We start from the raw sequence: 22,334 nt of genomic DNA on the forward strand, positions 1-22,334 counted from the left end.
GAGATCATCTCGGGCGTCGGAACGATGCTCGGCGAAGGGGTCGATTGTCGCTTTTGGCGTTTTCTCGCCCTGAAGTTTAGCGCGTGTGGATTTCGACGGACAAACGAGTCCCGCCTCCGGGAATGATTTCGAGCGCCCCGCCAAGCTGAGTGGCGAATGCCTCCATGATTTTCATTCCAAGGGAAGGCTGCTCTTTGGAATCATTCAGCGAGACGATCCCCGGTCCGTCATCTTCGATTAGAAGACGTAACTGCCCGCGTCCAGGATTCTGGCAAAGCGTGACGGAAAAGACCGAGCCAAGCCCGCGTGAAAAGGCATACTTCACGGAGTTCATCGCCGCTTCGTTCACAAGCAAGGCGACCGCCGTCATCTGCTCGATTGAGAGGTCGCCGGCGCCTTCGAGTTCCAATCGAACCGTTACCGGCAAATCCTTAAAGGAGTTCTGGAGCATCTCGCGCAGAGCCGGTTCAAGACCATTCGCGAATGCCGTGCCGTCATTCAGATGACGATGCAGTTGAGACATCGCCATGATGCGCGCTTCGGCCTGATCCAGGGTTTCTGCCGCGCGAATAGGGTCTTGCAAATTACGTTGGGCTATCCGCAAGAGGCTGACGACCAATTGCAGGTTATTTGCGACCCGATGTTGCAGGTCCTGAAATAGCGTCTCTTGCACCTTCTTTGCATATTCGAGGCGGTGAACAGCCCCACGCAAAGCCGCGACCAGGACGAGAATAAACCCGGCTACGAATATAAATCCGAGTAGTTGGGCAATCGTTGTGCTGCGGTTAAGAGCGAAAGAATCGAATGGCTCCATGAACCAATACCATGCCGCCAACGTAGAGAGTAACAGCACAACGAGGCCATGCGGCCAACCATAGAGCAAACCGGCCGCGGCGACCGCCGGATAGAAGGTCAGGAACTTGATGCCTTCGAAAACCGGCGAGAAAGCAAAACGAATTGCAAGGCTGAGAGCAAATAGCGCTAACGTGGCCGCCCAAGCGGTCAGCCCGGTCTTCTGATTGGATATGCGAGCAATCTTACCCGCCCAAGCCATTAGCCGACATTCCCCATTTGGGCGCTCGCCACCTAAATGGCTGAGTCGCTTTCTTAAATATTTTCACTTTCGCCGATCTTGAAGCGAAATATTCACGACTGCGCGCCGCAAGCGGTCACTTGCAGGTAAAGGCCGCCGTCGTCGCCGGGACTCTTGAAAGACTTCGCTGTCTGTCAGTTCGCAGCCGCCATATCGCGCTCCGACTGCGTGATTCACCTTCGAACCTTGCCGGCGCATTGGCTTGGGGGCAACGGCGAGAAATACTTTGATCGGTCCAGTTTGCCATAAACACCCGAATTAGCCACGTAAATGTGGATTGTCAGCAAAATGTTTTGAAGGAGAGGCTTGGCGCCGCAAGAGGGATTCGAACCCCTGACCCCATCATTACGAAATCTGGAGTAATACTTTCCATACTAAATATTGATGTTCAATTATATTGAAACAATTGGGGATTGTGATATTAAAAGAGTCAGTAGTTGTCCGCTAATTCATTTTGGGGGCCACCCGGGCGTCCGATGAATGTCTCGGAGCCGAGCAAAAAAGCCCTGCGTTCGAAAGATCGATGAAAGCGAGCTTGAAGGGCGCTCCGATCGCTGCGAAAGAGCGCGACTCCACAGTACTGGGCGGGTTGGCGAAGCGACGACTCGCTGGCCACCGAGACAGATTTTCCTCCCTTTCCGTGGCCGCCGCCTTTCCCGCTAAGCGTGGGGCCAGCGGCGTTCGCGGAACCAGTTGCGATAGTCCGTCATCTTCGCGCGCTGCATGGCCGGCGCGTGACGGCTGCACGTCGCCGCCTCGGCGCTCCCGTCCGCCGCGCCCCAGCGCATTTCGACGCAGTCGTTGGGATTGTAGCCCATCTCAAGGTCCGCCGCGCGGTCCATGACGTCTTTGAGTGAGAGCGTCCAGGCCGAGCCGTCGCTGCGCGTATAGGAAAACGTGCGGGCCGCGAGTTCGCTCGCAAGCGCGCTTTGCAATTGCGCCTGCACGCCCGCCGGACTTCCGCCAAAAGGCATCGCGTAACGCTCGCTGCGGCGAGCGACGCGATCGGGGAATCCGCGCACCACATCGATTGCGATCAGCAGGCGCAGATCGCGCGCCGGCGTCGAGAAATCCTCCCAGGCGCCGGTGGTCGCGAAGATCGCCGGACCGTCCGGCATGGATGCCTCGCCGCGACCGCCGTTCTGGAACTTTCGACCGTTTTCGACCGCAACCGCGCGCGTCTTCACCTGCTCTTCGAGCGCCGTGATGGCCGCCATCATCGCACGGGTGGGATCGAGAGGCTCAGGCGACATCACCTCATCCATGCGATCATAGAAATCCTCGGCGCTGAGTTGTGATTGCTCCAGTGAGAAATCGCCATATTCGGGATTTTTGGAGATCTCCGCATTCGTGAGCGCCCGCAACGAGCCGCTCTCGCGCACGAGCGGCCGGAAGCGCTTGAAGCCCGGGCTGCCGAGCGTAGGTTCGTTTGCGAACAGGAAATTGCCGCGCCAGAACCGCTTGCGGGTGACGGTGCCATCCGGCTCGGCGTCGACGGCAAGAAAGACGCCCGCCGCGCCCGCCGACTGCGGAACGCGTTGCACGAGCATCATGACATGCCCATACGGATCGGCGTAGGCAGTTCCGGGACGCAGGGTCTCCTGCGTCAGCGGGATGGTGTAAAAGTCGGACTTGTCGCTGTTCGCCGATGCGCGCACCGAGCCGGAATGGACGACGTCGCCCACAGCCCGCAAATATCCGGCAACGCCCGCCGGCCGCTTCGGGGCGGGCGGTTTGGCGGGAGCGACCGCCGGAGCCGGGGCCCCAGGCTGGACCTGCTGAGGCTGTGAAAACAGTTGCTGCAAGATATTCGTTGGCGCCGCTGCGGGCGTCGGAGCCGGCGCAGCGACGGCCGACGCCGTAGCTTGCTCCGGCGGCGGCGCGGGTCGTGTCACTTCGGGATGCAATATATCGAACCGCTCATTGCATCGCGGCGGCGCGCCGCCGGCCCCGCGCGAGCAATTCGAATAGGCGAAAGGCAGCCCCATCTTGAAGGCAAAATAGGCGCGCAAGAAATAGACGAAATCCGCGCAGTCGGGTTTCAGCGAGAGGGTGATGCTGTCTTCGCCCGTTCCGAGATGATTGAACAGCGCATTGCGCGACGGATTACGCAGCACCTCATGCCACGTCTTCCATGACTGTTCCGCTTCGAGCGGCGCGTCAAAAAGCTTGGCGACCCACGCCGAATACAAATTCTCCGTCGCGCGACTCCATGTGTCGCGCAGCTGCCAGACTTTGCCTTCCGCCGCATGCGACGTCGACGTCTTGTGCGCGCTTACGGCGATTTCCTTCGTAATCGCGCCGCAGGAGAGCGAAGCGGCGTTAAGCGTCGCATGCCATGCGCCAGGCGCTGGCGACGCAACTTCGGCGAACCAGACATAGGGCGGTCCGCCGCGTTGTCCGCGCGATCTGGCGGCGACCCTTCCATCAGGCGCAATCAGCGAAAGTTCGCCGTCGAGCGGCTTTTCCGCGGCGACGAGAACGCGCAACGGCGCGCCCGTCCAGGGCGACGCCGGCGACGGCAAAACGGCGACCTCAGCCGTTTCTTCACAAGCGCCCGAGAAAATTTGGGCGTGGGCTTGCGACAACGGAAAAAACAAGGCGAAAAACGCGCCTGCGACAGGCAAGGATGCAGCAGATCGGCGCGCTGGAATCATTTTCGATTTCCTCTTTTCGGCTTCCAAGTTTTTCGTCAGCGGAACCCGCTCAGCTCTGGCTCTTCTCGTGCGCTGTAGATATCTTTGTGCCACCTGTGACTGTGGCGCGTCAGTAGAGTCCGTCGGCGCTGCAACGCTTCAACGATAGAGAGATTGTTCGTAGCAAAGATTGTTCTTATTAGGGCTGAGCTAATGGTAAAGATACCCAAGCTTCCAAGCACATCCTTATGCAAAAGTTTTTCGGACCAAGCCATCGTCATTTGGACTCAACTTGTACGAGCTCATAGCCTAGGTATTTTGAGAGACGAAGAGACAATCACAAACGATTTGCTTCTAACCTTGCAGTCCGCTCATCCGACCGAGATCGCTACATTTCAATTCCGAAAGGTCGAGGAAAAATTCACAGGAGCCGATTGGGAATGGTGGATAACGGACGGGACTCGGTGGGTTGGGTTTCTTGTTCAGGCCAAAATCCTGAACAGGAACTCCGGCAAATACACGACCTTGCATCACAAGGTTGGAGCATTCCGCACACCCCAGATTAAATTATTGATCGCCGAGGCAGAAAGAAAACGCGTTGTCCCAATATACATTTTCTATAATTACACTTGGAGTACAGTAATAAATTGCTGTGATCCTGGTATTGATACACGCCAGTTCGGCTGCACCGTCGCTCACGCCAATGTTGTACAGAACCACGTAGGTCAAGGCGGGGCGGGGCTTCCAACTCTTGCTGATATTTCCTTGCCGCTGCGGTGCATGGTTTGTTGCGATGAAGGATCTATTTCCCTTCCCGATAGGGCAGCGCGCGCCGTTGCCCGGGCTGCTCGCGTATCGACAACTTTCAATCCATATGCTCCAGACAAGGCTGGAATGGCCGGACCGGGGTCTGACATACGTGAGCCAATTTTCTTGGACTCTCCGCCGCCCTATGTCGAGCGCCTATTAAAATCAAAAAATACAGAAGAACGCCGGCGGGTAATTAGGGAGGTACTAAACGAAGTTGGCGCAGTTCGATCCGTGGTGGTTATGCGCCAATCTCCGCGCCAATCCCCATAGGCATCGCCTTTCGCTTTGCTTCACTTGGCGTGCATGCATCGGACAAAGAGATTGTCGACATGCATCAAACATCAGGAGAGACCCAGCGCACTCGTCCTAAGTATTGGGATGCAGAGCGGTTATTTTAATATCAGCTACCATTTTTCAATTTTACTGGTGCCGCAAGAGGGATTCGAACCCCCGACCCCATCATTACGAATGATGTGCTCTACCAGCTGAGCTATTGCGGCGATCGCGTTGCGCCAACGGCGCGCGGCGCGTCACTCTTATCGACGCCGGGCGGCTTTTTCAAGCAGCCTGCGGGCGCTTGCGGGAAGCTTCGAATATAAGCGGCAAGGACGCCTCACCCGCGCAGCGCCGCAAAGCGCCTATAGGCTTCGGCGATGGCGTGGGCGATCGCCGGCGTGGCGTTCATCGGTGCTGCCGGCCAGTCCTCCAGCGCGCCGGCCCATATGCGGATGGCCCCCGCTTCGCGAAGCGCGCCAAGATAGGCGTCGATCCGGCGGGCGCGGCGCGGCGGCGCGACGACATGGACGGACGCGCCGGTCGCGACGGCTTCGCCAACCATATTCACGCTGTCGCCCGTAACGACGATCGAATCGGCGTTGGCGAGGATCGAGAGATAGGGATTCTCTCCTTCACCGTCCCAGAAGAACCCCCCAGGGGCCACAAGAACCCGTTTCAGCGCCTCGCGCAGCGCCTTAGGCGTACGGCGCGAGGCCGTCGCCATCACGCCATATCCGCCCGCAAGGAGCGAAGCGGCGATATGCTCCAGCTCGGCGATTTGCCCCGCGCCATAGGCGCCATGCCGGCTGTCGCCGCCGATGAGAAGCGCGACGCGGGGGATGGGCAGGGCGGCGAGGCGCGGATCGGGCGCCGCGCGCGCCCCTGCGAGACGCTCCAGCGTGATGCGGTTGGCGGGCGTCAGCGGCGCCACGACATTGTCGCCGGGAAGGGCGTCGTGGCGCGGCGCGACGATAAGGTCGGCCGCGCGCCGGCCCGTCGCGGGGGCGTTGACATAGACGGTGAAGGTCCGCTCGCCGGAGGCGCGCTTCAGCCGCCGGAGCAGGGGGAGCGTCCGCCGGCCCGCGGCAAGCGCGATGTCGGGATAGGGCGCGGCGAAGGCGGCGCCGTCCCGCGGATCTGGCGGCCCGAAGGGCGCGAGCGCGGCGAAGAAGGGACGCGGCGCGATGCGGCGAATATCGGGCGAGAGCCCGAGCGCTTCGGCTATGCCCAGCGTCTGCGCCTCATGGCCGGCGCGGCCGTCCGAGAGGATACGCAGCGTCGTCGCGGCGGGGAGACGCCCCCCGCCTAGCGCCTCAGCCAAAGGCGACCTTCAAAATCTCATAGCTCTTGCCGCCGCCCGGCGTCTTGACCTCGACGGTGTCGCCGACGGTCTTGCCGATCAGCGCGCGGGCGATGGGGCTTGTGATCGACACGCGGCCGCTTTTCACGTCGGCCTCCGATTCGCCGACGATCTGATATGCTTTTTCTTCCTCGGTGTCCTCGTCGACGACCGTCACCGTCGCGCCGAATTTGATCGTCGAGCCGGTAAGCTTTGATACGTCGATGACCTCGGCGCGCGAGAGCTTGTCCTCAAGCTCGGCGACGCGGCCTTCGTTGAGCGACTGGGCCTCTTTGGCCGCATGATATTCGGCGTTTTCCGAAAGGTCGCCATGCGCGCGCGCCTCGGCGATCAGCTGGATGATGCGGGGGCGGTCTTCCTGCTGTCTGCGGCGTAATTCTTCGCTCAGCGCGGCGTAGCCGGCGGCGGTCATGGGCACCTTGTCCACCATTGCTCTTGCTTTCTCGCCTCTCACTAGAACAAAGTCGCCTGCGATGGAATCGCAACGCGAATTCCATCCCAAACGCGAATTCCGCTCTATTCCTTCGATCGGAGTGAGACTCGTATTCTTGATGGACGCATGCGGCGTTCCATCAATTACCGCCCCACTCTATGATCTCCCTCCCGGGCGGGGCGCATCCGCCACGCCCGCCGAAGAGAGTCCCAAACTATCCGCCAAGATCGGGCCGCAAAATGGCGGCCCTGCTTTCGCATCCCGCCCCGAGCGCTTTCCGGGGCGCAAACTCCTCAGATGTCAACCGTCCGTCGGCTGCGGAAAATAATCCTGCAGCGCCCGGACCTTGAGGTCTCCCGACACATAGGCCCGAATCCCCTGGGCGGCCGCGACGGCTCCGGCCAGAGTCGTATAATACGGAACCTTATGCAGAAGCGCCGCGCGGCGCAAGGAGCGCGAATCGGCCATCGCCTGGGCGCCTTCGGTGGTGTTGAAGACGAGCTGAATCGAGCCGTTTTTGATGGCGTCGACGATATGGGGCCGGCCTTCCGAAACCTTGTTGAGCTTCTGCGCGGCGATGCCCCGCTCGACGAGATAGCGGGCGGTCCCCCCCGTGGCGACGACCGAAAAGCCGATGTCCTTCAGGAGCCGCACCGCCGGGATGATGCGGCCCTTGTCTTCGTCCTTCACCGAGACGAAGAGGACGCCCTCGCGCGGGGCCTTGGTGCCGCCGCCGAGCTGGCTCTTGACGAAAGCGGCCTCGAATGAGGCGTCGATCCCCATGACCTCGCCCGTCGAGCGCATCTCGGGGCCGAGCACGGTGTCGACGCCGGGGAAGCGGGCGAAGGGAAAGACCGCTTCCTTGACGCCGACATGGCCGGGCCGCGTATTGGGCGCGGGAAAGCTCGCGAGCTTTTCGCCCGCCATCACCCGCGCCGCGATCTTGGCGATGGGACTGCCGATGACCTTGGCGACGAAAGGCACGGTGCGCGAGGCGCGCGGATTGACTTCGAGGACGTAAATCTCGCCGTTCTTGAGCGCGAATTGCACATTCATCAGTCCGACGACGCCGAGCGCCATGGCAAGGCTTTTCGTTTGCGCCTCCAGCGCCGCGATCGTTTCCGGCGCGAGCGAGCGCGGCGGCAGCGAGCAGGCGGAATCGCCCGAATGAATGCCCGCCTCCTCGATATGCTCCATCACGCCGGCGACGATCGCCGTCTCCCCGTCGGCAAGGCAATCCACGTCGACTTCTATGGCGTCGGTCAGATAGCGGTCGAAGAGCAGCGGATTCTTGCCGAGCACCATATTAATCTGCCCGGTCTTGTCGTTGGGATAGCGCGCTTTGACCTCGGACGGCACGAGGCTTGGCAGCGTGCCGAGGAGATAGTCGTCGAGTTCGTTCTGGTCGCGGATGATCGCCATGGCGCGCCCGCCCAGTACATAGCTTGGCCGTACCACGAGCGGCAGGCCGAGTTCGCCGACGATGATGCGCGACTGCTCCACGGAATAGGCGATGCCGTTTTTGGGCTGCTTGAGGCCGAGCTTTTCGATGAGGCGCTTGAAGCGGTCGCGATCCTCGGCGAGGTCGATCGAATCGACGGGCGTGCCGAGGATGGGCGCGCCCGACTGTTCCAGCCCATGGGCGAGCTTGAGCGGCGTCTGGCCGCCATATTGGACGATGACGCCGACAAGATTTCCGCTCGATTTCTCGACATCGAGGATTTCGGCGACATCCTCATTGGTCAGCGGCTCGAAATAGAGCCGGTCCGACGTGTCGTAATCGGTCGAGACCGTCTCGGGATTGCAATTGATCATAATCGTTTCGAAGCCGGCCTCGTCCAGCGCGAAACAGGCGTGGCAGCAGCAATAGTCGAATTCTATGCCCTGGCCGATGCGGTTGGGGCCGCCGCCCAGAATGACGATCTTGTTCCTGCCCGAAGGCCGCGCCTCATTCGCGGGAACGCCGGCGAAGGGCGCTTCATAGGTTGAATACATATAGGCCGTCGGCGACGCGAATTCCGCCGCGCAAGTGTCGATGCGCTTATAGACGGGGCGCACGCCCAGCCGATGCCGCGCTTCGCGCACGGCGGCCTCCTCGACGCCCGTGAGCGTCGCCAGCTGCGAATCCGAAAAGCCGGCGAATTTGAGCTGGCGCAGATTTTCGGCGTCCTGCGGCAGGCCAAATTTCCGCACCTTGTTTTCGAGCGCGACAATCTCGGCGATGCGCTCGATGAACCAGGGGTCGATCTTGCTCGCCTCGTGGATCTCCTGCGGCGTCATGCCGAGGCGCAGCGCCTGTCCGACGACGAGCAGCCGGTCGGGCGTCGGTATGCCGAGCGCGCCGCGCAGCACATTCATGTCGTCGCCCTTGCCGAGCCCCTCGATCTCGATCTCGTCGAGGCCGGAAAGGCCGGTTTCGAGCGAACGCAGCGCCTTTTGCAAGGACTCGGCGAAATTGCGCCCGATCGCCATGGCTTCGCCCACCGATTTCATCGCGGTGGTGAGGATCGGCTCGGAGCCGGGAAACTTCTCGAAGGCGAAGCGCGGAATCTTGGTGACGATATAATCGATCGTCGGCTCGAAGGAGGCGGGCGTCGCGCCGCCGGTGATGTCATTGGCGATCTCGTCGAGCGTATAGCCTACGGCAAGTCGCGCGGCGACCTTGGCGATGGGAAAGCCCGTGGCCTTGGAGGCGAGCGCCGATGATCGCGAGACGCGCGGATTCATTTCGATGACGATCATCCTGCCGTTTCGGGGATCGACCGCGAATTGCACGTTGGAGCCGCCCGTCTCGACGCCGATCTCGCGCAGAACCGCGATCGAGGCGTCGCGCATGATCTGATATTCCTTGTCGGTGAGCGTCAGCGCTGGCGCGACGGTAATGCTGTCGCCCGTATGCACGCCCATCGGATCGATGTTCTCGATCGAGCAGATGATGATGCAATTGTCCGCCTTGTCGCGGACGACCTCCATTTCATATTCCTTCCAGCCGAGCACGCTTTCCTCGACCAGAACCTCGTTCGTCGGCGAGGCGTCGATGCCGCGCTCGACGATCTCGATGAACTCGGCCTTGTTGTAGGCGATGCCGCCGCCGGTGCCGCCGAGCGTGAAGGAGGGGCGGATGATCGCCGGCAGGCCGATGTCGTCGAGCGCCTCGAGCGCCGCGGGCAGCGTCTTAACGTGATGCGAGCGCGGCGTGTCGAGGCCGATTTTCGTCATCGCCTCGCGAAACAGCTCGCGGTCTTCGGCCTTGTCGATGGCGTGCGCCGTCGCGCCGATCATCTCGACGTCGAATTTCTTCAGGACGCCCATTTTTTCGAGGCTGAGGGCGCAGTTGAGCGCGGTCTGGCCGCCCATGGTCGGCAGCAGCGCGAAGCCGCCGAGCGCGGCGTAGCGCTCCTTCTCGATGATTTTCGCGACGATCTCGGGGGTGATCGGTTCGATATAGGTGCGGTCGGCCATGTCCGGATCGGTCATGATCGTCGCCGGATTGGAGTTGACGAGGACGATCCGATAGCCCTCGGCTTTCAGCGCCTTGCAGGCCTGCGTGCCGGAATAGTCGAATTCGCAGGCCTGGCCGATGACGATGGGGCCGGCGCCGATGATCATGATGGTCGAAATGTCGGTTCTTTTCGGCATGTGATCCTATTGGGCGCCCACAGAGCCGGGGAGCGCGCATAAAAAAGGGCCGCGCTTCCGGCCCTTGGACCGGAACGCGTCCCAAACTTGCCCGTCATATTGTCTCGGGACGCCCGTCGCCGGCGACAGGCTATGCGGGCGGCGAGCGGGGCGCGCGCGGCTCGAAAGTCGCCGCCTGTCTAGACGAGAATGACGCGAGTGTGAACCCCCGGCGCAGGGATTACCCCCGCCGAACTTGTCCGTATTGCCCGCTTCATGCCAAATCGCGCCATGAAGGGAGCGCCTGCATGCCGGTTTTTCGCCTTTTGATTGCGGCCTTCGCGGCGACCGCTTGCGGCTTTGCCGCCGTTGCGCAGGAAAGGCTTGGCCTTTCCGACGTCATCGCCCAATGCGCGGCCTGCCATGGCGCGGACGGGATCGCCAAAAGCGCCGACGTTCCGCATCTCGCCGGGCAGCAGGAGCTCTATCTCTTCAACCAGATCAAGGCGTTTCGTTCCGGCAAGAGGCCGCATAAGGAGATGCGCTATATGAGCCGCCAGCTCTCCGACGCGGAGATGCAGGAGATTTCGCATTTCTATGCCGCGATGCGGCGCTAGGCATGTCGACGGCGCGGCAACTTGCGGCCTATGCCTCGGTCGGCGCCGTCGCGACGGCGGCGCATTACGCCGTTCTCATCGGGCTGGTCGAAGGCGCCGCCTGGCGCCCCGTCCCGGCGACGCTCTGCGGCTATCTCGTCGGCGGGATCGTCGCCTATGTTCTCAACCGCCGCCATGTTTTTGCGAGCGACCGGCCGCATCGGGAGGCGGCCTGGCGCTTCGCGCTGGTCGCCTTTGTCGGCTTTTGCGTCACTTATGTTTTGATGAGCCTCTTCGTCGAGCGCTGGGGCGCGCCCTATCTGCCGGCGCAGCTTGTCACGACGGTGGCCGCCATGTTCGCGACCTTCGCATTGAACCGGCGATGGACGTTCGGGTGAGGGCGCCCTCCGCGCCATAGCGGGGCTTTTCGCGCGTCATGGCCGGGACAAGCCCGGCCATGACGGGACTGTTATTGCACGGCGCGCGCTAGGGCCATTTCACCGCGGGCGGCATAGAAGAGAGGATCGAGTCGACATTGCCGCCGGTCTTCAGTCCGAAGATCGTGCCGCGGTCGTAGAGCAGATTATATTCGACGTAACGGCCTCGCCGCACGAGCTGCTCCTCGCGCTCCGCCTCGCTCCAGGGCTTGGAAAAATTGCGCCGCACGAGTTCGGGATAGATCGCGAGAAAGCTTTCGCCGACATCGCGCGTGAAGGCGAAATCAGCGTCCCAGGCGGAATTCTCCGCGTCGCCCGCGCTGTTGAAATAATCGTAGAAAATGCCGCCGATCCCCCGCGGCTCCTTGCGATGGGCGAGGAAGAAATATTCATCGCACCATTCTTTGAAGCGCGCGTAATCCGCGACCTCATGGCGCGCGCAGGCGCCGCGCATGGCGGCGTGGAAGTCGATCGTGTCGGGGTCTTCCTGCGTGCGCCGCGCGTCGAGCACCGGGGTGAGATCGGCGCCGCCGCCGAACCACGTCTTGGTGGTTACGACGAAGCGCGTATTCATATGGACGGCGGGAACATTCGGGTTCCAGGGATGCGCGATGAGCGAAATGCCGGTCGCGAAAAAGCGGGGGTCTTCGGCGGCGCCGGGAATTTGCTTGGCGAATTCGGGCGCGAAGGCGCCGAAGACCGTCGACACATGCACGCCGGCTTTCTCGAAGACGCGGCCCCGGAGCATGCCCATGTGTCCGCCGCCGCCCGACGCGCCGCCGATGTTTCGAGCGGCGCTTCCTAAAGTCGCGCCGCTAGGGTCCTTGCGATCCCACGGGGTGAGCGTGAAGCGTCCCGGCCTCATCGCTTCAGGCGAGAAGGGCCCGGGCGCCTCCTCTTCCAGCGCCTCGAAAGCGGCGATGATGCGCAATTGCAGCGCCTCGAACCAGTCGCGCGCGGCGGCTTTGCGGCTTTCGAGCTGATCCTGCGCGGCGTTCATGGCTGCCTCTTCTCAGAGCATTTTCCGCCGAAGTGGATACCGGTTCGGCGCAGAAAATGCGTCAATTAAAGAAATTAGAGCGCATTCATGAGTCGATGACTCATGAATGCGCTCTTGAGGCCGCTTCATCACGCCGAGGGCCGCGCCTTGTCAAATCGGCGCGGGCTCGTCCCCTGGGGCTTCAGCGCGGCGCGACGCCCGCCATTTTCATCTTCTCCGCCCCTCGCGCTTCCGATTTGCCGGTGGCGGCGACCGAGAAGCCTTCGCGCAGGAATTGCACGAGCGCGGTTTTGACGTTGCGGCCGCGTTCCGTGAGCTGGGTCGCGTAGCAGGACTTTGGCTCGCCGATCGTCCATTCCTCGCCCTTCGCCTTGGCGTCGCGCATCTCCTTGAGGACTTCGGCGCGAATTTTCGGCGCGTCTTCTATTCTGATCAGCCCGTCGGCGGCGAGATGGAGGTCGGAATTGCGATTCTCGATCATTTTTTTGTCGGGGAATGAATAGTCGCAGAGCTTTCCCTGATCGCCGACATAGAGAATCCGCTCCACCCAGCTCGGCCTGAGCGAAAGAATGTCGGCGGGGAGGAGCTCCTTCATTTCCGCCGGCAAGGAGGCGTAGATCGCCGTCGACTCCACGATCTGGTCGACCTTGAAGGCCGCCTTCACATTGAAGGCTTCGAAACTCTGGACCTGGGTGATCTTGTCGAACAATCGGCGAACGCCAGCGCTCATCTCGGCGAAATTCGTTGCGACGGCGTAAAGGCCAAGGAGCAGCAAAGCCGTGAAAATCGCAGCGTTCAAGGATTTGAGAAGGCGCTCCCAAATGACGAATGAGAAACGAATGGCTTGATGGGACATGGGGGTCCTCCAAGGAATTATTAACAACGCCTTAACATATGGCGCATTTTGGCACGCTAGGAGGGGGGATCGGCTATTTCTGTGCGGGCGCGCACGTAGCGATTTGGGCGATCTGGCGCAGCGCCTCGCCCATCGCCATCGCCGCCGCCGCCGCGACATTAAGCGAGCGCGCTTCGGCGCGCATGGGAATGCGCAGCGTGAGGTCCGCCGCCGCGAAGACTTCTTGCGGCGCGCCGGCGGATTCGCGGCCGACGAGCAGAATGTCGCCCGCCTGATAGGCGCAGTCGAGATAGGAGGCTTCCGCCCGCGTCGAGAGCAGGAGAAGCCGCCGCGTCTCGCCGGCGGCGGCGCGCGCCCTACGCCATTCCTCGAAGGCCGCGAAGGAGGCGTGTCGGTCGATCGTCACATGATCGAGATAGTCCATGCCGGCGCGGCGGAAGTCGCGGTCGCCGGTGGGAAAGCCGGCGGGGCCGATGATCGCCGCCCCAACGCCGAGACAGGCGCATGTCCGCAGCATCGTCCCGGCGTTCTGAGGGATGTCCGGCTGGTAGAGGGCAAGAGTCAGGGGAGTCATGCGCATGTTTGGTCGGGCCATAAGTGATGGAATTTGCGACATATCGCCGCGAAAGTCATGGCGGCGCCGCGCTGCGGGACAAATGGCCAAAATTCCTAGCCCCGGCTTGTGGACACTGGCGGCGATTCGCGCCACATATCTTCCCCGCCGGGCGGGTCCTGGCGTCGCGCCGAGCCGAATATCGCAAGCGCGCGCCGGATATTGAAGCGTTGAAAGAGGTTTGGGCGTGATGACCAAAGAGATGGCCGTCAAGGCGGCGGAGGCGCCGAGCCGGCGGGACATTCTTTACATTGCGACGGGCTCCGCGGCCGTCGTCGCCGCTGGCGCTGTGGTCTGGCCGCTCATCGCGCAAATGAATCCAGACGCGTCCACCCGCGCCCTGGCCTCGACCGAAGTGGATATTTCCGCCATTCCCGAGGGGCAGATCGTCACCGTCAAATGGCGTGGCAAGCCGGTCTTCATCCGTCACCGCACGGCGGCGGAAATCAAGGCGGCCGAGGATGTTCCGCTTGCCGATCTGCCGGATCCCGAGCCCGATTCCAAACGCGTTCACAAGCCCGAATGGCTGGTGGTGATCGGCGTGTGCACGCATCTGGGCTGCATCCCGACCGGCAAGGAGGGCGCATTCAACGGCTGGTTCTGCCCCTGCCATGGCTCCACCTATGACGTCTCCGGCCGCATCCGCAGCGGCCCCGCGCCCAGTAATCTGGAAGTGCCGCAATACGCTTTCATCAGCGACAATAAGATCAAGATCGGCTAGCCGGCGACGCCGCGGCTTAAAGATTCCGTCGCGCGACCTTCTTCAAAGAGCACGGACCCCCCATGGAAGGACATTCCGAATACACGCCCAAAAGCGGCTTCGCGCGATGGCTGGAGCGCAGGCTGCCGATATTGAGCTTCATGCACGGCTCCTTCGTCTCCTATCCGACGCCGAAGAACCTGAATTACATGTGGGTGTTCGGCGCGATCCTTTCTTTCATGCTGGTCGCGCAGATCGTCACGGGCGTCGTTCTCGCGATGCATTACACGGCCGAGACGACGCTCGCGTTCCAATCCGTCGAAAAGATCATGCGCGACGTGAACTGGGGCATGTTCTTGCGCTACGCGCATTCGAACGGCGCCTCGATGTTCTTCCTCGCGGTCTATATCCACATCTTCCGGGGCATGTATTACGGCTCTTATAAGGAGCCGCGCGAAGTCCTGTGGATTCTCGGCGTCGTCATCTTCATGCTGATGATGGCGACGGGCTTCCTCGGCTATGTCCTGCCCTGGGGACAGATGTCCTTCTGGGCGGCGACGGTCATCACCAATCTTTTCTCCGCCATTCCGGTCGTCGGGACCTCGATCACCACATGGCTGCTCGGCGGCTATTCGGTCGATAATCCGACGCTCAACCGCTTCTTCGCGCTCCACTATCTGCTGCCCTTCATCATCGTCGCCGTCGTCGCGCTGCATGTTTGGGCGCTGCATGTGACGGGGCAGAACAATCCGTCGGGCGTCGAGGTGAAGGACGTGAAAAAGGACACGGTTCCTTTCACGCCCTATGCGACGCTGAAGGACGGCTTCGGCATCGGCGTTTTCCTGATCGTCTATGCGTGGCTGACCTTTTTCGTCCCGAACTATCTCGGCCATCCCGACAATTACATCGAGGCCAATCCGCTGGTGACGCCGCCGCATATCGTGCCGGAATGGTATTTCCTGCCCTTCTACGCGATCCTGCGGGCGATCCCGAACAAGCTGCTCGGCGTCATCGCGCTCTTTCTGTCGATCCTCATCACGGCGGCGCTGCCCTGGCTCGACCGGTCGAAAGTGAAATCCGGCTCCTATCGACCGCTGTTTCGCAAAGAGTACTGGGTCTTTGTCGCGGTCTGCGTCGGGCTTGGCTATCTCGGCGCCCAGCCGGCGGAAGGCGCCTATCTTTGGTTCGCGCGCGTGCTTTCGGCCTATTATTTCCTGCATTTTCTCGTGATCTTGCCGCTCATCGGCAAATGGGAGAAGCCAGAGCCGCTGCCCGATTCCATCGACGCCTCGATCGCGCGGGAGGAAACTTCCCATGCGTAAAGCGCAAGCGAAGTCGCCGATGAAGCGTCTGGCGTCGCTCTCGATCCTTCTCGTCGGAGTCGCCCTCGCGCCTTTCGCGCCCGCGTCGGCGCAGGAACATGCGGACGCCAGCGAGAGCCCGCGTCACGAGGAAAAGCCCGTTCGTCACGATTGGAGCTTCGCAGGCGCCTTCGGCCGCTACGACAAGGCGCAATTGCGCAGGGGCTTTAAAGTCTACAAGGAGGTCTGCTCCACCTGCCATTCGATCAAGCTGCTCGCTTTCCGCAATCTCTCCCAGCCCGGCGGGCCGGAACTCTCCGAGCAGGAGGTCGAGGCGCTTGCGGCGAGTTATCAGATCAAGGACGGGCCGAACGAGCAGGGCGAGTATTTCAACCGCCCGGGGCGCGCCAGCGACACTTTTCCCCCGCCATTCCCCAATGAGCAGGCGGCGCGCGCCGCGCTCGCCGGCAATTATCCGCCCGATTTTTCGGTGCTTGCGAAGGCGCGCGGCTATTCGCGCGGCTTTCCGCTCTTTCTCTTCGATGCGCTGCCGGGCTTCTCCTATCAGGAACATGGCGTCGACTATATCGTCTCGCTGATGGAGGGGTACAGCGACCCGCCGCCTGACGTGAAGCTGCCGGACGGACAATTCTACGATCCCTATATGCCGGGTCGGCGCATCGGCATGCCGCCGCCGCTCTCCGACGGATCGGTGACGTATGACGACGGCGCGCCGCAGACGCTCGACCAATACGCCAAGGATGTCGCGGCCTTTATGATGTGGGTCGCCGAGCCGCATCTCGATGCGCGCAAAAGGATCGGCCTTGGCGTCGTCGGCTTCCTGATCGTTTTCGCCGCGCTGCTCTATTTCACCAAGCGCAAGATCTGGTCGAAAGTCGCGCATTAAGCGCGACGAACGCACATGTTGCGTCCGCCGGTCGCGAGCGCGATTGGCGGGGCGGCCGCGTCGCGAAAGCGTGCGCCCGGCGTTTCACGGCTGCGCTTCAATCCTATAAGGCCGCCTCTCGCGCCCTTCGAGCGGGTTTCTTGATCCCCTTGGCGAAATCGGGCACAAGGCCCGACACCTCATGGCCGCCGGCGCGGCTAGACTTTCCGGAAAGGTTTCAATGTCGGAGCTATTGCGTGTCGGCATCGCGGGGCTCGGCACGGTCGGCGCGGCCGTGGCGCGGCTTCTCCATCGCCAGGCCGAGGCGCTGACGGCGCGCACGGGGCGGCGCATTGTCGTCGCCGGGGTCTCCGCCCGCGACGCCGAAAAAAAGCGGGACGCCGATCTTTCGGGGGCCGAGTTTTTCCATGATCCGGTGAAGCTCGCCGCTTCTCCCGCGATCGATCTCTTCGTGGAGTTGATCGGGGGTTCCGAAGGGCCGGCCCGCGCCAGCGTCGAAACGGCGCTCGCGCATGGCAAGCCCGTCGTCACCGCCAATAAGGCGCTGCTCGCCGCGCATGGCCTGCATCTCGCCACGCTCGCCGAGGAACGCCACGCCGCGCTCGCCTTCGAGGCCTCGGTCGCCGGCGGCATTCCGATCGTCAAGACGCTGCGCGAGGGGCTCGCCGGCAATTCGATCGAGCGTGTCTATGGCATTCTCAACGGCACCTGCAATTACATCCTCTCGCGCATGGAGCAGGAGCAGCTTTCCTTCGAGGAATGTTTGAAGGAGGCGCAGCGGCTCGGCTACGCCGAGGCCGATCCGACTTTCGATATTGGCGGCTTCGACACGGCGCATAAGCTCGCGATTTTGACGTCGCTTGCCTTCGGCGCGCGCATCGATGCGAGCGCCATCGACATCGAGGGCATAGAACGCGTGAGCCTCGCCGACATCGACGCCGCCGCGGAGCTCGGCTATCGCATCAAGCTGCTCGGCGTCGCGCAGCGCACCGCGGATGGCGTCGAGCAGCGCGTGCATCCGACCATGGTGAGCAAGCATTCCGCCATCGCGCAAGTAATGGGCGTATTGAATGCCGTCACCATCGACGCCGACGCGGTGCATGAGCTGACGCTCGTTGGTCCCGGCGCCGGCGGCGACGCCACGGCCTCGGCCGTCGTCGCCGACATCGCCGACATCGCGCGCGGCGTGCGCTCCGCGCCCTTCGGCCTGCCGTCGGTAAAGCTCGCCGAACTCAAGCGCACGCCGATGCGCCGTCACGAGGGCGGCTATTACATCCGCCTGTCGGTGCGCGACGTCGCCGGCGCCTTCGCAAAGATCGCGACGCGCATGGCGGAGCGGCGGATCTCGCTTGAGAGTATCGTGCAGCGGGGCAAGCGCGGCGCGCCCGGAGACTGCGTCGACGTGATCCTCCTCACCCATGCGACGACCGAACAATCCGTGCGCGAGGCGCTGGATCTCGTCTATCAGGACGGCGTCATCGTCACGCGCGCCCAGGTCATCCGCATCGAGCGCGAATAGCTTTTTCGGTTCGGCGGCATTCGACAGCCCACTTCCCCGCAAGTGGATAAGAGGGACCTTTATGATTCCCGCCGCCCATGTCTCCGCCGCGATCGAGGTCCTCAACGATCTAGAAAGGCGCCGCCGGCCCGTCGCCGAAGCCTTAAAGGATTGGGGCGTCTCGCATCGCTTCGCGGGCTCCAAGGATCGCGCCGCCATTGCGAGCCTCGTTTTCGACGCTTTGCGCAAGCGCGCCTCGGCCGCCTGGGTCATGGGCGCCGAGACGCCCCGCGCCATCATGCTCGGCGCGCTGCGCGAGGCGCGCGGCCTCGACGCCGAAGCCATCGCGGCGCTGTGCTCCGGCGAGGGCCATGCGCCCGCGCCGCTCACAGAGGAAGAGCGCGCGAGGCTCGAAACGGCCACGCTAGACGCCGCGCCGGACCATGTGCGCGGCGACTATCCCGAATGGCTCGCCGAGCGTTTCGCCGCCGCCTTCGGCCCGCGCGCCGCGGAGGAGGGCGCGGCGCTCTCTGCGCGCGCGCCCGTCGATCTGCGCGTCAATCTTCTGAAAGCTTCGCGCGAACAGGCGCTGGAAAAGCTCGCGCATCTTGCTCCCGCGCCGACGCCCTTCTCTCCCATTGGCCTCCGCATCGAGGCGGGGCGGGGGAGAGGCCCGGCGCTTCCCGCGGAGACCGCCTATGTCAAAGGGCTGGTCGAGCCGCAGGACGAAGCCTCGCAGCTTGCGGCGCTGCTTTGCGCCGCCGCGCCCGGCGAGCAGGTTCTCGACCTTTGCGCCGGCGGCGGCGGCAAGACGCTCGCGCTCGCGGCGCAGATGCATAATCGCGGTCAGATCTACGCCCATGACGACGACGGGCGCCGGCTGATGCCCATTCACGAGCGGCTGGAGCGGGCTGGCGCGCGCAATGTTCAACTGCGGGCGCCGCGCGGCAAGGCGGATGTGCTCGCGGACATTGAAGGGCGCTGCGATCTCGTGCTGATCGACGCCCCCTGCACCGGAACTGGCGCCTGGCGGCGCCATCCGGACGCCAAATGGCGCCTCGCGCCCGGCGCGCTGGAGATGCGCCTTAAGGAACAGGCTGCGCTGCTCGCCCAGGCGACGCGCTTCGTGAAGCCCGGCGGGCGGCTCGTTTACGTCACCTGTTCGGTTCTGCGCGAGGAAAACGAGGATCAAATCGCGACTTTTCTTGCGATGCATCCGAATTTCACGGCGCTTTCCGCCGCTGAAATGGCTGAACGGGCGGGTCTGCCCGAACTCGCTCGCTTCGCCTCGCCCCATGGATCGGGCATTCGCCTCTCCCCCGCGACAAGCGGCGCGGACGGGTTTTACATTGCGGTGTTGAAGAGGATTTTAGGTTAGCGGTCCGCATCCTTTGTTCCCGTTGTCCGCAAAAAGACATCGGCAGGACTTGCGTGGCGTCAGATGAGATAGCTCGGTCTATATTATTGGCGCCTCGCTCAGGACTCGTCGATTTGCGATAGGCCGCGATGGCGGCTGCGATACAAATTGCCGAGAAGAAGGTGTGTGCGCAGCGCAGAGGTTCTCGATTGTGTGGCGCTGAGGATAAAGCGCCATCATCATCGAGCGGGTTCTTATTGCGTCCCCTATTTGCTGATCTTGAACAGCGTCGGGTCCGGGACTTTCGCCTGATCGATGTTGAAGACCGAGATCAGCGTCTCATAGCCCTGCGGGTCTTTGACCTGCCACTGCTTCAATTTAAAGGTCTCGGGATCGAAGATCAGGCGCACATGCGAGGTGCCGCCGAATGTCGCCTTGTCCTCGATGAAGATGGTGACGCCTGAATCCTCGATCTTGACGTCTTCGACGGTCACGTCCTTTTCGAGGTCGATCTTGTCCTTCATCAGGAATTTAAGCGGCGTCTGGGTGATGAAATAGAGGTCCTGCGTATTGAGCTTGCGGTCGCGGACGGCGACCTGCGCGCCGTCGGCGACGACCTCCATGGTCGCGGGCTGAGCGTATTCGAAACGCACACGGCCGGCGCGCTGCACGTGAAGCTTGCCTTCCGAACGCTTGCCGTCGGCGCCGATCTGCACGAAATCGGCGGTCATCACCGGCGACGCATTGAAGAAGGCGTTGGCGCGCTTGATGGCCTCGGCGCGATTTAAGGGCTTCTCCGGCTCGGGCGGGGGCGGCGGCGGAGTCACGGCGACCGGCGCCGGCGCGGCGGTTTTCGCGCCTTTTTTGCCGGCGGGCTTTACGGGCTCGACCGGCTTCGCCTCAGCGGCGGCTTTGTCTTCGGCGGCGGGTTTGGCCTCGGCGGGCTTGGCGTCGCCCGGCTTAGCGTCCGCTGGCTTGGCTTCCGATGGTTTGGCGTCGGTCGCCTTGGCTTCGGCGGGCTTCGCCGGGGCCGCTCCCTGCGCCGCAGGCGCGGGCTGGGTTTTTTCCGCAAGAGCGGGCGCGGCCAGCGAGAGCGCAAGGACAAGGGCGACGAAGGGGGAATATCTCACGGCGGCTTCCGATTCGGGAGTGCGGTTCTCCGTCTTTCCTAGCATATGTTGGCGGAAATGGGGGCGGGACCCGCTGTCGCGTTTCGACAAGCGTCCTTTGCGTCAGGGCGGGGCTTGGGGCCGCGCGTTCGCGTTATTCCGCCGCCTCAATATCGTAGGCGCCGCGGTCGATTCCGCCGCCGACCAATATTTCGCGCTTGCCCGCATGGTTCGGGGCGCTCACCACCCCTTCCTGCTCCATCCGCTCCACGAGCGAAGCGGCCTTGTTATAGCCCACTGACAGGCGGCGCTGGATGTAGCTCGTCGAGCATTTCTTGTCGCGCAGCACGATATTGACGGCGCGGTCGTAAAGGTCGCCGCCTTCCTCGGCGTCCATCGAGCCGGGCAGGGGCGCATCGCCCTCGTCCTCCGCATCCTCCTCGGCGGTGATGGCGTCGAGATATTGCGGCGCGCCCTGCCTTTTGACATGCGCCACGATGTCCTCGACCTCGCGGTCGGAGACGAAAGGCCCATGCACGCGAGAAATGCGCCCGCCGCCGGCCATATAGAGCATGTCGCCCTGGCCGAGCAGCTGCTCCGCGCCCTGTTCGCCGAGAATCGTGCGGCTGTCGATTTTCGACGTCACCTGGAAGGAGATGCGCGTCGGGAAATTCGCCTTGATCGTGCCGGTGATGACGTCGACGGAGGGGCGCTGCGTCGCCATGATGAGATGGATGCCGGCGGCGCGCGCCATTTGCGCGAGGCGCTGGATCGCGCCTTCAATGTCCTTGCCGGCGACGAGCATCAGATCCGCCATCTCGTCGACGATGACGACGATATAGGGGAGCGTCGAAAGCGCCATCTCCTCATGTTCGAAGACGGCTTCGCCGGTCTCGCGATCGAAGCCGGTCTGCACCGTTCGGGTGATGGTCTCGCCCTTAGCCTGGGCGTCGGCGACGCGCGCGTTATAGCCGTCGATGTTGCGCACGCCGAGCTTCGACATTTTCTTGTAGCGGTCCTCCATCTCGCGCACCGCCCATTTGAGCGCGACCACCGCCTTCTTGGGGTCGGTGACGACGGGCGTGAGGAGATGCGGAATATTGTCGTAGACCGAGAGCTCCAGCATCTTCGGATCGACCATGATGAGGCGGCACTCTTCCGGCTTCAGGCGATAGAGCAGCGACAGGATCATGGTGTTGATCGCGACCGACTTGCCCGAGCCCGTCGTGCCGGCGACGAGTAGATGCGGCATGCGCGCGAGATCGACGATCACCGGCTCGCCGCCGATGGTCTTGCCGAGCGCGATGGCGAGCTTGTGGTTCGAGCGCGAGAAATCCTCGCAGGCGACGAGTTCGCGAAGCAGGACCATCTCGCGGCGCTGGTTCGGCAGTTCGATGCCGATAGCGTTGCGGCCGGGCACCACGGCGACGCGAGCCGAGACCGCCGACATGGAGCGGGCGATGTCATCGGCGAGGCCGATGACGCGCGACGATTTAATCCCGGGCGCGGGCTCCAGTTCGTAAAGCGTCACGACGGGGCCGGGACGGACATTGATGATGTCGCCCTTGACCGAAAAATCCTCGAGCACGCCTTCGAGCAGGCGGGCGTTGTGGTCGAGCGTCTCCTGCGAGAGCCTGACGCCGGCCGCGGGCTTCTTCGGCTCGGCGAGGAGCGCCAGCGACGGCGGCTCGTAGCGGGCGGCGCGCTGTGGCGCGGCGGGACGCGCGGACGTGC

General features: G+C 62.9%; 18 protein-coding genes and 1 tRNA gene. 8 read left to right on the forward strand and 11 right to left on the reverse strand.

Annotated elements, in window-relative coordinates; translation table 11 throughout:
* Window positions 1-76 precede the first annotated feature (76 nt).
* On the reverse strand, window positions 77-1,054 hold the full coding sequence (locus V3H18_RS02460) for a sensor histidine kinase (RefSeq protein WP_332080295.1): 978 nt from the start codon (window positions 1,052-1,054) through the stop codon (window positions 77-79).
* Between the two features lie 698 nt (window positions 1,055-1,752).
* Complete coding sequence (locus V3H18_RS02465) at window positions 1,753-3,750, reverse strand: hypothetical protein (RefSeq protein ID WP_332080296.1); 1,998 nt, start codon at window positions 3,748-3,750, stop codon at window positions 1,753-1,755.
* Window positions 3,751-3,942: 192 nt separating this feature from the next.
* Between V3H18_RS02465 and V3H18_RS16635 the strand changes: the two genes are divergently transcribed.
* Window positions 3,943-4,809, forward strand: coding sequence for a DUF6615 family protein (locus V3H18_RS16635; RefSeq protein ID WP_408631748.1), 867 nt, complete (start codon window positions 3,943-3,945; stop codon window positions 4,807-4,809).
* A 154-nt stretch (window positions 4,810-4,963) separates the two neighbouring features.
* On the opposite strand, the gene V3H18_RS02470 is transcribed toward V3H18_RS16635, so the two are convergent.
* The 4 genes from V3H18_RS02470 to carB form a co-directional block, all read right to left on the reverse strand.
* Window positions 4,964-5,039 (reverse strand) — tRNA-Thr (locus tag V3H18_RS02470).
* A gap of 113 nt (window positions 5,040-5,152) precedes the next feature.
* Window positions 5,153-6,136: a mitochondrial fission ELM1 family protein gene (locus tag V3H18_RS02475; RefSeq protein ID WP_332080297.1), complete on the reverse strand. Its 984-nt coding sequence runs from the start codon at window positions 6,134-6,136 to the stop codon at window positions 5,153-5,155.
* Complete coding sequence (gene greA / locus V3H18_RS02480; protein WP_332080298.1) at window positions 6,129-6,605, reverse strand: transcription elongation factor GreA; 477 nt, start codon at window positions 6,603-6,605, stop codon at window positions 6,129-6,131. The genes V3H18_RS02475 and greA overlap by 8 nt, the downstream gene beginning before the upstream one ends.
* Before the next feature lie 303 nt (window positions 6,606-6,908).
* Window positions 6,909-10,247, reverse strand: a complete 3,339-nt coding sequence (gene carB / locus V3H18_RS02485) for a carbamoyl-phosphate synthase large subunit (RefSeq protein WP_332080299.1) — start codon at window positions 10,245-10,247, stop codon at window positions 6,909-6,911.
* 287 nt (window positions 10,248-10,534) lie between these two features.
* Between carB and V3H18_RS02490 the strand changes: the two genes are divergently transcribed.
* Together V3H18_RS02490 and V3H18_RS02495 are read left to right on the forward strand one after the other, a co-directional pair.
* Complete coding sequence (locus V3H18_RS02490) at window positions 10,535-10,843, forward strand: c-type cytochrome (protein ID WP_332080300.1); 309 nt, start codon at window positions 10,535-10,537, stop codon at window positions 10,841-10,843.
* A gap of 2 nt (window positions 10,844-10,845) precedes the next feature.
* Window positions 10,846-11,220, forward strand: coding sequence for a GtrA family protein (locus tag V3H18_RS02495; protein ID WP_332080301.1), 375 nt, complete (start codon window positions 10,846-10,848; stop codon window positions 11,218-11,220).
* An 88-nt stretch (window positions 11,221-11,308) separates the two neighbouring features.
* Here the strand turns inward: V3H18_RS02495 and hemF are convergent, their stop codons facing one another.
* The 3 genes from hemF to V3H18_RS02510 form a co-directional block, all read right to left on the reverse strand.
* Window positions 11,309-12,259: an oxygen-dependent coproporphyrinogen oxidase gene (gene hemF, locus V3H18_RS02500; RefSeq protein ID WP_332080302.1), complete on the reverse strand. Its 951-nt coding sequence runs from the start codon at window positions 12,257-12,259 to the stop codon at window positions 11,309-11,311.
* A gap of 181 nt (window positions 12,260-12,440) precedes the next feature.
* Complete coding sequence (locus V3H18_RS02505) at window positions 12,441-13,115, reverse strand: rRNA methylase (RefSeq protein WP_332080303.1); 675 nt, start codon at window positions 13,113-13,115, stop codon at window positions 12,441-12,443.
* A gap of 73 nt (window positions 13,116-13,188) precedes the next feature.
* On the reverse strand, window positions 13,189-13,689 hold the full coding sequence (locus V3H18_RS02510; protein ID WP_332080313.1) for a tRNA (cytidine(34)-2'-O)-methyltransferase: 501 nt from the start codon (window positions 13,687-13,689) through the stop codon (window positions 13,189-13,191).
* Window positions 13,690-13,918: 229 nt separating this feature from the next.
* Between V3H18_RS02510 and petA the strand changes: the two genes are divergently transcribed.
* The 5 genes from petA (at window position 13,919) to V3H18_RS02535 (ending at window position 19,512) form a co-directional block, all read left to right on the forward strand.
* A complete protein-coding gene (petA, locus tag V3H18_RS02515) occupies window positions 13,919-14,449 on the forward strand; it encodes a ubiquinol-cytochrome c reductase iron-sulfur subunit (RefSeq protein ID WP_332080304.1) in 531 nt (176 codons plus the stop codon).
* A 62-nt stretch (window positions 14,450-14,511) separates the two neighbouring features.
* Window positions 14,512-15,750, forward strand: a complete 1,239-nt coding sequence (locus tag V3H18_RS02520; RefSeq protein WP_332080305.1) for a cytochrome b — start codon at window positions 14,512-14,514, stop codon at window positions 15,748-15,750.
* 19 nt (window positions 15,751-15,769) lie between these two features.
* On the forward strand, window positions 15,770-16,636 hold the full coding sequence (locus V3H18_RS02525; protein ID WP_408631749.1) for a cytochrome c1: 867 nt from the start codon (window positions 15,770-15,772) through the stop codon (window positions 16,634-16,636).
* Window positions 16,637-16,856: 220 nt separating this feature from the next.
* A complete protein-coding gene (locus V3H18_RS02530; RefSeq protein WP_332080307.1) occupies window positions 16,857-18,155 on the forward strand; it encodes a homoserine dehydrogenase in 1,299 nt (432 codons plus the stop codon).
* A gap of 61 nt (window positions 18,156-18,216) precedes the next feature.
* Window positions 18,217-19,512 carry an RsmB/NOP family class I SAM-dependent RNA methyltransferase gene (locus V3H18_RS02535; RefSeq protein ID WP_332080308.1) on the forward strand — a complete coding sequence of 432 codons (1,296 nt, stop codon included), beginning with the start codon at window positions 18,217-18,219 and terminating at the stop codon, window positions 19,510-19,512.
* A gap of 245 nt (window positions 19,513-19,757) precedes the next feature.
* Here the strand turns inward: V3H18_RS02535 and V3H18_RS02540 are convergent, their stop codons facing one another.
* Window positions 19,758-20,621: an outer-membrane lipoprotein carrier protein LolA gene (locus V3H18_RS02540; RefSeq protein ID WP_332080309.1), complete on the reverse strand. Its 864-nt coding sequence runs from the start codon at window positions 20,619-20,621 to the stop codon at window positions 19,758-19,760.
* A gap of 133 nt (window positions 20,622-20,754) precedes the next feature.
* On the reverse strand, window positions 20,755-22,334 hold a 1,580-nt coding region (locus tag V3H18_RS02545), incomplete at its 5' end, for a DNA translocase FtsK (RefSeq protein ID WP_332080310.1).

The organism is Methylocystis borbori, assembly GCF_036576025.1.
GTDB classification, from domain to species: Bacteria; Pseudomonadota; Alphaproteobacteria; order Rhizobiales; family Beijerinckiaceae; genus Methylocystis; species Methylocystis borbori.